The sequence below is a fragment of the Rahnella sp. 1L-D-7-B-C2 genome (assembly GCF_057290995.1).
Map to the genome: position 1 here is coordinate 108,767 of NZ_JBXAVQ010000006.1, position 13,032 is coordinate 121,798.

General features: G+C 52.7%; 12 protein-coding genes. 10 read left to right on the forward strand and 2 right to left on the reverse strand.

All coding sequences use genetic code 11. From position 1 onward, the window contains the following. The first annotated feature begins 54 nt into the window (after nt 1-54). From rbfA to AC0Z7K_RS12330, 7 genes are all read left to right on the forward strand, one after another. Complete coding sequence (rbfA, locus tag AC0Z7K_RS12300) at nt 55-468, forward strand: 30S ribosome-binding factor RbfA (protein ID WP_014333704.1); 414 nt, start codon at nt 55-57, stop codon at nt 466-468. Further along, nucleotides 468-1,412, forward strand: coding sequence for a tRNA pseudouridine(55) synthase TruB (truB, locus tag AC0Z7K_RS12305; protein ID WP_485614632.1), 945 nt, complete (start codon nt 468-470; stop codon nt 1,410-1,412). The genes rbfA and truB overlap by 1 nt, the downstream gene beginning before the upstream one ends. A 123-nt stretch (nt 1,413-1,535) precedes the next feature. After that, nucleotides 1,536-1,805, forward strand: a complete 270-nt coding sequence (gene rpsO / locus AC0Z7K_RS12310) for a 30S ribosomal protein S15 (RefSeq protein ID WP_112164591.1) — start codon at nt 1,536-1,538, stop codon at nt 1,803-1,805. A gap of 273 nt (nt 1,806-2,078) precedes the next feature. Next, nucleotides 2,079-4,202, forward strand: a complete 2,124-nt coding sequence (gene pnp / locus AC0Z7K_RS12315; protein WP_413530277.1) for a polyribonucleotide nucleotidyltransferase — start codon at nt 2,079-2,081, stop codon at nt 4,200-4,202. Between the two features lie 129 nt (nt 4,203-4,331). Further along, nucleotides 4,332-5,216: a lipoprotein NlpI gene (gene nlpI / locus AC0Z7K_RS12320; protein ID WP_112164593.1), complete on the forward strand. Its 885-nt coding sequence runs from the start codon at nt 4,332-4,334 to the stop codon at nt 5,214-5,216. 121 nt (nt 5,217-5,337) lie between these two features. After that, nucleotides 5,338-5,412: a protein YrbN gene (gene yrbN / locus AC0Z7K_RS12325; RefSeq protein ID WP_223499600.1), complete on the forward strand. Its 75-nt coding sequence runs from the start codon at nt 5,338-5,340 to the stop codon at nt 5,410-5,412. Next, complete coding sequence (locus AC0Z7K_RS12330; protein ID WP_112164594.1) at nt 5,402-7,336, forward strand: DEAD/DEAH family ATP-dependent RNA helicase; 1,935 nt, start codon at nt 5,402-5,404, stop codon at nt 7,334-7,336. Before yrbN ends, AC0Z7K_RS12330 begins: the two co-directional genes overlap by 11 nt. 89 nt (nt 7,337-7,425) lie before the next feature. On the opposite strand, the gene AC0Z7K_RS12335 is transcribed toward AC0Z7K_RS12330, so the two are convergent. Beyond that, nucleotides 7,426-8,451 carry a luciferase-like monooxygenase gene (locus AC0Z7K_RS12335; protein ID WP_485614634.1) on the reverse strand — a complete coding sequence of 342 codons (1,026 nt, stop codon included), beginning with the start codon at nt 8,449-8,451 and terminating at the stop codon, nt 7,426-7,428. Between the two features lie 340 nt (nt 8,452-8,791). On the opposite strand from AC0Z7K_RS12335, the gene AC0Z7K_RS12340 reads away from it, so the two are divergent. Genes AC0Z7K_RS12340 through AC0Z7K_RS12350 form a run of 3 tightly spaced genes read left to right on the forward strand, consistent with a single transcriptional unit; the run spans nt 8,792 to nt 12,095 of the window. Beyond that, nucleotides 8,792-9,766 carry an HlyD family secretion protein gene (locus tag AC0Z7K_RS12340; protein WP_413530279.1) on the forward strand — a complete coding sequence of 325 codons (975 nt, stop codon included), beginning with the start codon at nt 8,792-8,794 and terminating at the stop codon, nt 9,764-9,766. Continuing rightward, nucleotides 9,763-10,935, forward strand: coding sequence for an ABC transporter permease (locus AC0Z7K_RS12345; protein ID WP_485614771.1), 1,173 nt, complete (start codon nt 9,763-9,765; stop codon nt 10,933-10,935). The genes AC0Z7K_RS12340 and AC0Z7K_RS12345 overlap by 4 nt, the downstream gene beginning before the upstream one ends. Then, nucleotides 10,932-12,095, forward strand: a complete 1,164-nt coding sequence (locus AC0Z7K_RS12350) for an ABC transporter permease (RefSeq protein ID WP_413530280.1) — start codon at nt 10,932-10,934, stop codon at nt 12,093-12,095. The genes AC0Z7K_RS12345 and AC0Z7K_RS12350 overlap by 4 nt, the downstream gene beginning before the upstream one ends. 57 nt (nt 12,096-12,152) lie before the next feature. Here the strand turns inward: AC0Z7K_RS12350 and AC0Z7K_RS12355 are convergent, their stop codons facing one another. Beyond that, nucleotides 12,153-13,031: a U32 family peptidase gene (locus AC0Z7K_RS12355; protein ID WP_413530319.1), complete on the reverse strand. Its 879-nt coding sequence runs from the start codon at nt 13,029-13,031 to the stop codon at nt 12,153-12,155. Nucleotide 13,032 lies beyond the last annotated feature (1 nt).

Genomic DNA, 13,032 nt, shown 5'->3' on the forward strand with positions numbered 1-13,032 from the left:
ATGGGGGGCCTTGCGCCCCCTTATTTGTCTGGAGCAAGTGGAGAAAGAATAATCATGGCAAAAGAATTTAGCCGTACACAGCGCGTCTCTCAGGAGATGCAAAAAGAAATCGCGATAATTTTACAGCGCGAAGTCAAAGATCCACGTGTTGGCATGGCCACCGTGTCGGGAGTCGAAGTTTCACGCGATCTGGCATATGCCAAAGTGTTCGTGACCTTCCTTGACGTTCTGACCACCGATAATCACGATCCCGATCGTGTGAAAAACGGTATCAAAGCCTTACAGGACGCATCAGGTTTCATTCGTACCCTGATCGGCAAAGCGATGCGTCTGCGCGTTGTTCCTGAACTGACTTTTGCTTACGACAATTCACTAGTTGAAGGCATGCGTATGTCTAACCTGGTGACCAATGTCGTGAAGAACGATGCTGAACGTCGTTCAGCTGCAGGCGACGACGAGGAAGCATAATGAGCCGCCCACGTCGCCGCGGCCGTGATATTCACGGCGTTCTGCTACTGGACAAATCTTACGGCTTGTCTTCCAACGACGCGCTGCAAAAGGTCAAACGCCTTTATAACGCCAACCGTGCAGGACATACCGGTGCGCTTGATCCTCTGGCGACCGGCATGTTGCCGTTATGCTTAGGCGAAGCAACCAAATTTTCCCGTTTTTTGCTTGATTCCGACAAGCGTTATCGCGTCATTGCCCGCATGGGGCAACGTACCGATACCTCCGATGCGGAAGGTGAAATCATTTCCGAACGTGAAATGACGTTTACCCAGCAGCAGCTTGACGACGCTCTCGACAGCTTTCGTGGGGAAACCCAGCAAATTCCTTCCATGTATTCTGCACTGAAATATGAAGGGAAAAAACTGTACGAATATGCGCGTCAGGGTATTGAAGTTCCACGCGAATCCCGCAGTATCACGGTGTATGAACTGAAGTTCATTCGCTGGGAAGGCTTCGAGGTTGAGCTGGAAATTCACTGCTCGAAAGGCACTTACATCCGCACAATTGTGGATGATTTGGGTGAAAAATTGGGATGTGGTGCACACGTCACTTATCTGCGCCGTTTGCAGGTAGCAACGTATCCTTTTGAGCGTATGGTCACCATGGAAAAACTCCATGAGCTGATGGCTCAGGCAGAAGAGCAGGGCATTGAACCGCGCTTACTGTTGGATCCTTTGTTGCTGCCTATGGACAGCGCCTGTGAAGACTTCCCGGAAGTGAACTTACTGCCAGTAGTGGCTGGATATGTGAAACAGGGTCAACCTGTTCAGGCATCTGGCGCACCGACAAGCGGGATGGTTCGCATCACCGAAGGTGAAGAACGTAAGTTTATCGGCATTGGCGAAATAGATGATGATGGACGCATTGCGCCGCGTCGTTTGGTCGTCGAATATACCGAATAAGCGCTTTTTGCCCACCTTGCGATCATATATAGCAAAGGGTAGAATAGCGCAGCTTATGCATTGGGTAGCTGAATTAGAGATCGGCACCCGTTTAAACTATCTATAATATTTTGGAGTATAATTATGTCTCTAAGCGTTGAAGCTAAAGCTCAAATCGTTTCCGACTTTGGTCGTGGCACAAACGACAGTGGTTCTTCCGAAGTTCAGGTTGCTCTGCTGACTGCTCAAATTAACCATCTGCAAGGTCACTTTGCAGAGCACAAAAAAGATCACCACAGCCGTCGTGGTCTGCTGCGCATGGTTTCTCAGCGTCGTAAACTGCTGGACTACCTGAAGGGTAAAGATGTAGCACGTTACACCAGCCTGATCGAACGTCTGGGTCTGCGTCGCTAATCAAGCGAGTTTCAGTGTAAAGGGGCCAATAGGCCCCTTTATTCTAGGAAGCGACACCAAATCAGGTTACTGTATGGCTGTTGTTTCTGCTGTTAATCTAAGAACATGAACTTCCGTTACAGATGTTTTCGCGCGGCTAATGAGAGACTTTATTGCCACATTGCCAGGCCAATAAGGATTGTCATTAGTCGCGAGAATGTAGTGAGAAGCTCGGATATCTATCGGTGTGAACTGCTGTCATAACAGCTGCGCGCCCCAATTAAGGACATTACATTGCTTAATCCGACTATTCGTAAATTCCAATACGGCCAGCACACCGTTACGCTGGAAACCGGCATGATGGCGCGTCAGGCGACTGCAGCCGTGATGGTTAGCATGGACGACACAGCGGTATTCGTTACCGTTGTTGGCCAGAAAAAAGCTAAACCAGGTCAGAGCTTCTTCCCCCTGACCGTTAACTACCAGGAGCGTACTTACGCTGCTGGTCGTATCCCGGGCAGCTTCTTCCGTCGTGAAGGCCGTCCAAGCGAAGGCGAAACACTGACTTCCCGTCTGATCGACCGTCCAATTCGTCCACTGTTCCCGGAAGGCTTCCTGAATGAAGTTCAGGTTATCGCAACCGTGGTTTCCCTGAACCCACAAGTTAACCCTGACATCGTTGCGATGATCGGTGCGTCTGCTGCCCTGAGCCTGTCTGGTATTCCATTCAGCGGCCCAATCGGTTCTGCGCGCGTAGGTTACATCAACAACCAGTACGTTCTGAACCCAACCGCAGACGAGCTGAAAACCAGCAGTCTGGATCTGGTGGTTGCCGGTACTAAAGGCGCGGTCCTGATGGTTGAGTCTGAAGCGGATGTTCTGAGCGAAGACCAGATGCTGGGTGCTGTGGTGTTCGGCCACGAACAACAACAAATCGTTATTGATAACATCAACTCTCTGGTTGCTGAAGTCGGTAAAGCGAAATGGGATTGGCAGCCAGAAGTGGTTAACGCTGAGCTGCACGCTCGCGTCGCTGCGCTGGCAGAATCTCGTTTAGGTGATGCTTATCTGATCACTGACAAACAAGACCGTTACGCTCAGATCAACGTGATCAAATCTGAAGTTGTGCAAACACTGCAAGCTGAAGATGAAGCGCTGGACGCTGGCGAAATCTCTGACCTGCTGGGCAGCATTGAGAAGAACGTGGTGCGTAGCCGTGTTCTGCGTGGCGAGCCACGTATCGATGGTCGTGAAAAAGACATGATCCGCGGTCTGGACGTTCGTACTGGCGTTCTGCCACGTACCCACGGTTCTGCACTGTTCACCCGTGGTGAAACTCAGGCGCTGGTAACAGCGACGCTGGGTACTGCACGTGACGCGCAAAACCTGGACGAGTTGATGGGTGAGAAGTCTGACAGCTTCCTGTTCCACTACAACTTCCCTCCATACTCCGTTGGTGAGACTGGCATGGTCGGTTCACCTAAACGTCGTGAGATTGGTCACGGTCGTTTGGCTAAGCGCGGTGTGTTGGCGATGATGCCAAAACCAGAAGACTTCCCGTATACCGTACGTGTGGTTTCTGAAATCACTGAATCTAACGGTTCATCTTCTATGGCTTCCGTTTGTGGCGCGTCTCTGGCCCTGATGGATGCAGGCGTGCCGATAAAAGCCGCCGTTGCGGGTATCGCAATGGGTCTGGTTAAAGAAGGCGAAAGCTTTGTTGTTCTGTCCGACATTCTGGGTGACGAAGATCACCTGGGCGACATGGACTTTAAAGTGGCCGGTAGCCGCGACGGTATCACCGCGCTGCAGATGGACATCAAAATCGAAGGTATCACCCGCGAAATCATGCAGGTGGCTCTGAACCAGGCTAAGGGTGCGCGTCTGCACATTCTGGGCGTTATGGAACAGGCTATCAGCACCCCGCGTGGCGACATCTCTCAGTTCGCTCCACGTATCCACACCATTAAGATCAGCCCGGACAAAATCAAGGACGTGATCGGTAAAGGTGGTTCTGTGATCCGTGCTCTGACTGAAGAAACTGGCACGACTATCGAAATCGAAGATGACGGTACTGTGAAAATCGCAGCAACCGACGGCGAGAAAGCGAAATATGCTATCCGTCGTATCGAAGAGATCACTGCAGAAATCGAAGTTGGCCGTATCTATCAGGGTAAAGTGACCCGTATCGTAGACTTTGGTGCGTTTGTTGCCATCGGCGGCGGTAAAGAAGGTCTGGTCCATATTTCTCAGATCGCTGATAAGCGCGTCGAGAAAGTGACTGATTACCTGCAGATGGGTCAGGAAGTACCGGTTAAGGTACTGGAAGTTGACCGTCAGGGCCGCGTGCGTTTGAGCATCAAAGAAGCAACTGCACCGACTCAGGACGATACAACTGAGCAACCTGCCGCAGAATAATCTGTAACAGAAGTTTTACAGCTCCTTTCCATCTGGAGGGGAGCTGTTCGTATCACGAACGTAGGACGCGTTTGTGTTAAGCAAGCGGATGACAGGATGTCTATCCAATGTTTGTCTTCGGGAGTAGAAATGAAGCCTTTCTTGCGCTGGTGTTATGTTGCGACAGCACTTATGTTGGCAGGATGCAGCAACCATGATTGGCGTAAAAATGAAGTTCTGGCGATTCCGTTGCAGCCTACGTTGCAGCAGGAAGTCATCCTGGCACGCATGGAACAAATTCTTGCCAGCCGGTCATTAACCGATGATGAGAGAGCACAGCTATTATATGAGCGCGGTGTGCTGTATGATAGTCTCGGGCTAAGAGCACTGGCGCGAAATGATTTTTCACAAGCGCTGTCTATTCGTCCTGATATGCCAGAAGTTTTTAACTACCTGGGGATTTACCTAACGCAGGCAGGCAATTTCGATGCTGCCTATGAAGCGTTTGATTCTGTACTAGAGCTTGATCCAACTTACAACTACGCGCGTTTGAACCGAGGTATCGCACTGTATTACGGTGGACGATTCTCGTTAGCGCAGGATGATCTGCAGGCGTTTTATCGAGACGATCCAAATGATCCCTTCCGTTCGTTATGGCTTTACCTTGCGGAGCGAGAAATCAATCCGAAGGATGCCGACGTAGCGCTTCAACAGCGTTATGACAAAGCGGACAGAGGGCAATGGGGATGGAATATCGTCGAATTCTACCTGGGCAAAATCAGCGAAACTACGCTGATGGAACGCCTCAAGGCAGAAGCAACGGATAACACTTCGCTCGCTGAGCATCTCAGTGAAACTGACTTCTATTTAGGTAAGCATTACCTAAGTCTGGGGGACAAGAACAGCGCCGCGGCACTGTTCAAACTGACGGTAGCTAACAACGTTCACAACTTTGTTGAGCACCGCTATGCATTGTTGGAATTGGCGCTTTTGGGCCAAGAGCAAGACGACCTATCAGAATCGGACCAGCAATAGCTGACGACACCAATCAGCCTGATTAATCATGGTTTTTACCATTTTTAAGCGCCTTAACGGGCGAGGGTTGCTTTGTTCGTTTTATAATCTAATTTGAGCCGGTTCACACTTTTCAATGAAAATGACTGAAAATTTTCTCGACGAGTTATGTAGACTGGCTGCCATTATTAATGAGGCACGTGTACATGACTACTGAGCTTGAAATCTCTTTTGCTGACCTGGGGCTGTCTGCTCCGATCATTTCTGCCCTTACCGATTTGGGCTACGAAAAACCTTCACCAATCCAGGCTGAGTGTATTCCTCACCTGCTGAGCGGCCGCGATGTTCTGGGTATGGCGCAGACCGGTTCCGGTAAAACTGCCGCATTCTCTTTACCTTTGCTGCACAACATTGATGCTTCACTGAAAGCACCACAAATTCTTGTTCTGGCACCAACCCGCGAACTGGCGGTTCAGGTTGCTGAAGCAATGACTGACTTCTCTAAACATATGCATGGCGTGAATGTGGTTGCCCTTTATGGCGGCCAGCGCTATGACGTTCAGCTGCGCGCACTGCGTCAAGGTCCACAAGTCGTTGTGGGTACCCCGGGCCGCCTGCTGGACCACCTGAAACGTGGCACCCTGAACCTCTCTAACCTGAGCGGTCTGGTACTGGACGAAGCCGATGAAATGCTGCGTATGGGCTTCATCGAAGACGTCGAAACTATCATGGCGCAGATCCCGGCTCAACATCAGACCGCGTTGTTCTCTGCCACTATGCCAGAAGCGATCCGTCGTATTACACGTCGCTTTATGAAAGATCCACAGGAAGTGCGCATTCAGTCAAGCATTACTACCCGTCCGGACATCAGCCAGAGCTACTGGACTGTACACGGCCTGCGTAAGAATGAAGCTCTGGTGCGTTTCCTGGAAGCTGAAGACTTTGATGCAGCTATCATCTTCGTGCGTACTAAAAGCGCGACGCTGGAAGTGGCTGAAGCCCTGGAACGTAGCGGCTACAGCAGCGCTGCACTGAACGGCGACATGAACCAGGCCCTGCGTGAGCAGACTCTGGAACGTCTGAAAGATGGCCGTCTGGACATTCTGATCGCAACCGACGTGGCAGCACGTGGTCTCGACGTAGAACGTATCAGCCTGGTTGTTAACTACGACATCCCGATGGACTCCGAGTCTTACGTTCACCGTATCGGCCGTACCGGTCGTGCGGGTCGTGCGGGTCGCGCATTGCTGTTCGTTGAGAACCGTGAACGCCGCCTGTTGCGCAACATTGAACGCACCATGAAGCTGACTATTCCAGAAGTTGAAATTCCTACTGCTGATGTGCTGGGCGAGCGTCGTCTTGCTAAGTTCGCAGCAAAAGTTCAGCAACAACTGGAAAGCAGCGATCTGGATCAGTACCGCGCGCTGTTGGCTAAACTGCAACCTGCAGAAGAGCTGGACATCGAAACGCTGGCTGCTGCACTGCTGAAAATGGCACAGGGCGAACGTCCTCTGATCGTTGCCGCTGACCCAATCTTCAAAAGCCGTCCACCGCGTCGTGAATTTGAAGAACGTGGCGACCGCGGTGACCGTGGCGATCGTCGTGACCGTCCGGCTCGCAGCAATGACCGTCCTGCGCGTGATGGCGACAGCCCGCGTCGTGAACGTCGTGAAGCTGGCGATATGGAACTGTACCGTATCGAAGTGGGTCGTGATGATGGTGTTGAAGTTCGTCACATCGTTGGTGCGATTGCTAACGAAGGCGACATCAGCAGCCGTTACATCGGTAACATCAAGCTGTTCGGTACGCATTCCACTATCGAACTGCCAAAAGGTATGCCGGGCGAGATTCTGTCTCATTTCACCCGTACCCGCATCCTGAACAAACCGATGAACATGCAGTTGCTGGGTGATGCTCAGCCACAGCCTGCACGTCGCGAACGTCCGGCCGGTGCTGGTGGCGAGCGTCGTGGTAACGGTGCTCCGCGTCCTTTCAACGGTGATCGTCCTGCCGGTGCTGGTGGTGAACGTCGTGGTAACGGCGCTCCACGTTCTTTCAGCGGCGACCGTCGTGAAGGTTCTTCAGCAGCTGGCGAACGTCGTCCGCCAAGCCGCGCACCACGTCGTACTACTGACGCATAATTTATCGCGCTTCGGTTTACTGAAGCTTAGATAATAAAAAACCAGCCTTTACCGGCTGGTTTTTTTTCGTCAGTGATTTGTCGAAGTGCTTAGCTTATACGGTGCTCTTTTACTAAATCGCCCTGCAACTCCGAGACAATTTCAAACGAGCGCAAACGCGCCTGCTGATCAAAAATTTGTCCGTTGATCATCAGCTCATCGGCTTCAGTTTCACGCAAAATCGACTGCAAACCCTGACGCAGAGTGTCTTTATTACCGACCACCGACATACGCAGTGCGTTATCCACACCAAAGCGTTCTGATGCAGACCACAGGCTTTCGATGTTATCCACCGGCGCAGGCAGTTTGCCCGGCATACCACGGCGCAGATTAATGAACTGCTGCTGATTGGAGGTAAACATCCGGCGCGCTTCTTCATCAGTGTCTGCGCCAATCGCGTTGAGACACACCATTGCATAGGGTTTTTCAAGCTGCCCGGAAGGCTGGAACTTGCTGCGGTAAATAGCTAATGCCTGATACAGCATATCCGGTGCGAAATGCGATGCGAAGGCAAAGGGTAACCCGAGGGCCGCAGCCAGCTGAGCGCTGTACAGACTTGAACCCAATAGCCAAATCGGCACATGCAATCCCTGACCCGGTACGGCCTGAACTGCCTGGTTCGGCTGAACTTCACCGAAATACAGCTGCAATTCCTGCACATCTTTCGGGAAGTTATCGACCTCGCCGGAAAGATGGCGGCGCAGAGCAATCATGGTGCGCTGATCGGTACCCGGCGCGCGGCCAAGACCCAGGTCGACACGGTTCGGATACAGCGTGGCCAGCGTGCCGAACTGTTCGGCGATCACCAGCGGGGAATGGTTGGGCAGCATGACACCGCCGGAACCCACGCGAATGGTTTTCGTGCCACCGGCTATGTAGCCCAACAGCACCGACGTCGCGGCGCTGGCGATGCCGGTCATATTGTGGTGTTCAGCCATCCAGTATCGTTGATAGCCCCATTTCTCGGCGTGTTGTGCCAGTTCCAGGGAAGATTTAAAAGCCTGCGCGGGATCAGTACCTTGTGGAACAGGTGCCAGATCGAGAACGGAAAGGGGAACGGTGTGTTTATCAGACATAGTCACGGCTCACTCGTTGAGGGGCGAAACGAAAGCGGCTCGCCCGCTAAAAATGCTCATAATTAGAACGAGTATTACCCATTCATTACGGATTGAATACTGCATTTGTGCCTTTCCTGACCCTCTAATTTATATGTGACAGCTATGAATCATGTTTAATTTATCGTTTCGGACAATATGTTGTTTTGTGTTAAAACGTCTCTGTCTGCGCCGCTATGATTGAGCGTCACCTATGATGAAACTGTTACTCCGAGAACGGAGCGCGGCAAAAACGGACTATAAAGGAATGGAAACCCCATGCCGTTGAACAAAACTGGCGAAAAAAAGGATCAGGCAACACATGAGTAAACGTATTTTATTGACCCTTCTGCTGGTCGCCGTGGCGGTGTCATTAGCGGTCTTATTCCGCGCGCATAATCAGGATTTATTGTTGCAGGGCGAAGTGGATGCGCCTGAGGTTATTGTCGCCTCGAAAGCCAAAGGCCGCGTGATCGAACGTCATGTCGAGCGGGGTGATGACGTCAAAGCCGGTCAGTTACTGATAACCCTCGACAGCCCGGAAATGATGGCGCAGTTGCGTGCGCTTGAAGCGGCACGCGATCAGGCAAAGGCTCAGCTCGATCTCTCCGTAAACGGCACTCGTGAAGAAAGTATTCGCAATCTGAAAGCCACGCTGGCGCAGTCTCAGGCCGAATACATTAATGCCCGCGATCTCTACAATCGCAACGCCAAAGTCGCGGCGAAAGGATTTATTTCTGCGTCTGATTTAGAAGATTCCCGCCGTGCCCGTGACAGCGCGTATCAGCAGGTTTTGGTCGCCAAAGCCAATCTTGATGAAGGCACTAATGGCGACCGCGTTGAACAACGTGAAAGCTATGCCGCACAGTTGCGTCAGGCAGAAGAGGATTTACTTGAGCTGAAAGCGCAAACCGACGACTTACAGGTCAAAGCGCCGGTCGCGGGTGAGGTGGGGCCGATCCCGGTGGAAGTTGGCGAGCTGGAAAGTGCCAACAGTCCGTTGTTGACGTTAGTGCGTTTGCCGGACGCCTATTTCGTCTTTAACCTGCGTGAAGATATTTTGGCCGGCGTGCGCAAAGGTGACAAAGTGCAGATGCGCGTGCCTGCACTAAATAACCAGATGATTGAAGCCGAAGTGCGCTACATCGCGCCGCTTGGTGATTACGCCACCAAGCGCGCCACCCGTGCTACAGGCGACTTCGATCTCAAGACCTTTGAAGTACGTCTCTACCCGGCGAAACCGGTGCCCGGCCTGCGTCAGGGCATGAGCGCGCTGTGGCAGTGGAAGGCGAAGTGAAGCGGGTCAAAGCGCCGCGAAGTGAAAGGATAAAAGCCGGGTGGCGCTGCTTTAGCCGTGCTTTTAACCGGGAGGTCAGTTTTGCTTTCCGTAAGCCGGTGATCCACTGGCTGTGCTGGATTTTCCCCTTGCTGCTGTTCGGGCTTATCAGCAGCAATTTCTCGGAAGGCACCTTGCTGGATTTACCGGTATCGGTAGTCGATAACGATCACAGCAGCCTGTCAAAAACGCTAATCCGTAAACTGGATGCCGGATCCCACGCCCACGTTCAGGCGTTTAACGGTGGATTGCAGGAGGCCGAATACCGGTTACGCACTGCACAAGATTATGCGCTGCTGTATATTCCCACCGATTTCGAAGCCGACGTACTGGCCGGAAAACAGCCGAGCGTCGTGCTGTACTATAACGCTTTGTTCTATGGTGCCGGTTTGTACTCCACGCAGGATTTCAGCGGGCTTATCACCGAACTGAACACCAGTTACCGTTCGATTATCGCTACGGAAATCGGCAAAACGCTGCCATCGCTGGCCAGCGTCGATCTCTCATACGGTAGCCTGTTCAACGCCAGCGGCAGCTATATTTACTACCAGCAGTTCGCCGCGACCATTCACCTGCTGCAACTTTTCACAGTGACCTGCATGATCTACGTGATGGCACGCAGTCAGGCGTTGCTCAGCGCACCGTCGTTTACCCTGGCGCTGCTCGGAAAACTTGCCCCTTACACGCTGTGTTTCACAACCTTGCTGATGGTGGAAATCGCCATGCTGGTGGGGTTCTTCGATGCGCGGGTTAGCGGCAATCCGCTCTATATGTTGCTTGTCGGCTTCTTCTATGTGATTGCCGCCCAGAGCCTCGGGTTACTGCTGTTCACCTTCACCAAAACCACCATTACGGCCTACACCATGATGGGGATTTTCGTCAGTATCGCGCTGACCTTCTCCGGCATGGCGGTGCCGGTGCTCTCGATGCCGCTGCCCGCAAGGATAATCTCCGCTATCGAACCGCTGAGTTACGCGCTGGCGGCAATGTTTGACGTTTTCCTGCGTGAAGTCTCGGTGCGCGGTATTTTATTGGTCTGCTGCATCCTGCTAATTTACCCGCTGGTCACCGGCTTCCTGGTGCGTAAGCGGTTATACATGCGAATGAAACAACAGGAGCCAGGAAAATGACCCGTCGTGAATGGTTCAAAACCTGGTGGGGTACGTTTAGCAAAGTGCTGACCGGCCTGCTTGATAAACCGATGTGGATGATGTTGCTGATTTCGCTGTGCGTGATGAGCCTGGTCTACGCCAACCGTACGGTGTGGGATTTGCCGGTGGCGGTGGTTGATCAAGACCACAGCTCCGCCAGCCGGATGCTGACCCGACAGCTGGACGCCACGTCGAAAGTCAAAACCGTGCAGTACGAAAATCTGGCGGATGCGGAACACGATCTGGCGCTGCGCCAGCTTTTCGCGGTAATTATCATGCCGGTGGATCTTGAAAAGAAGATCCTCGCGGGTCAGAACATTGTGATCCCGGTGTACGGCGATGCCACCAACCGGCTGGCGAACGGCCAGATCCAGCAGGATGTGCTGGCTGCGTACCAGTCGATCCTTACGCAGTACAATAGTGATCTCCTGCTGCGTAACGGATTCAGCGAACGACAGGCCAGCGTCGTATTGTCGCCAATGGTCGGCCAGACGCTTGACCTGTTTAACCCCGGCATCAGTTTCGCAGCGATCATTTTCCCCGGCCTGCTGGTGATGTTATTACAGCATTCCCTATTGATCGCCAGCGTGCGCGTCAGCATCGTGCTTAACAGTGGCCCCTCAGGAAAGCCGGCGATCCCGGCATTTCTTGGCGGGATTTCGGCGCTGATCCCGGTGTGGCTATTTTTATCGATTGTCCTCTTCGTGCTGTGGCCATGGATCCTGGGCTACCGGCAAACGGCGAGTATTCCTGAGATACTCTTGCTGACGTTTCCGTTCCTGCTGGCAGTGTTAGGGCTGGGTAAACTGGTGACGGAATGCCTGCGCAGCGTTGAACTTATCTACCTGACGTTAGCTTTTCTGACTACGCCGGTGTTCTACATTTCCGGCACTATCTGGCCGCTTCAGGCAATGCCCGCGTGGGTAAGGGGGATTTCGTCCATGCTACCGTCAACGTGGGCAACTAAAGCGATTGCCGGGGTGAATCAGATGGGATTGCCGTTCAGAGACGTCGGCGGCGATATTCTGATGTTGCTGCTTCTCTGCGTTTTTTACACCTTTATCGGAATCGCGGTGGGCATGCTGCGCGATGGCGTCCGGCTGCGGGCGATGTTCAGGCGCAAACATAAAAGCGTATGATCAAAAAAGGGATGTGACCGCAACGTCATATCCCTTTTGCGTTAGTGTGTCTGACGATTACTGGCGCAGTTCCAGCCCGGCGACGCGCTGCCAGTAGCCGTTACAGTCGGCTTTATCGGTCAGATGAAGTGGCGCTAATCCGCGCTCGTTATTGCGGAAGGCTTCCAGCGTGGCGAGCGAGTCCATGCTTTCCGGCGAAAGCCGCACGATATCCACCAGCCCCTGCATCGACATCAGTTCATTACCCAGATTGTAGCAATAGCCGCTCTGCGTCTGGATGCCGTTGAGCACGAACACTTGCTGATTTTCCTGCGACAGGACTTTGCGCCCCTGCGGATAATCGATGCAGCAGGTTTCGCATTCGTCTTTAGCTTTGTTTTCCGAACGTGCGGTGAAACAGCGGGCCGAGTACGCCAGTGGCAGATGTCCGTAGGAGAGTACTTCCACTTCAAACTTATCGCGGATGCCCAGATCCTGGCACTGGTTAAGCAGATTCACCAGCCAGTCGCGGGAAAGCTCGACCGGCATACACCAGCGCATCATCCCCTGTTTTTGCAAAATTTTGAGTGTGACCGCGTTGTAGCAATTCAGCGCATGGCCGACCACAAACGGCAGGTTACGCTCCGCCGCCATATTCACTGCGCCGAAATCATTGGCCTCCAGCAAGAATTCGCCGTTTTCGACGTAGCGCTTGAGTTCGTTGAGTTCGGAGGGCGCCTGCAATAAAGCCAGCGTGGAGATCACCACTTGTTTGCCGGTTGCTGCCAGCTGACGTGCAATCTCCATCCAGTCGTTCACTTTCATCTCACGGCGTTTGGTACAGACATTTTCTCCGAGATAAATGACGTCGGCGCTGCTTTCTGCAGCGGCCTGATAAAATGCCTCAACCTGCGCTTTCGGCCAGTAATACAGGATCGCCCCTAAAGAATATTTCATC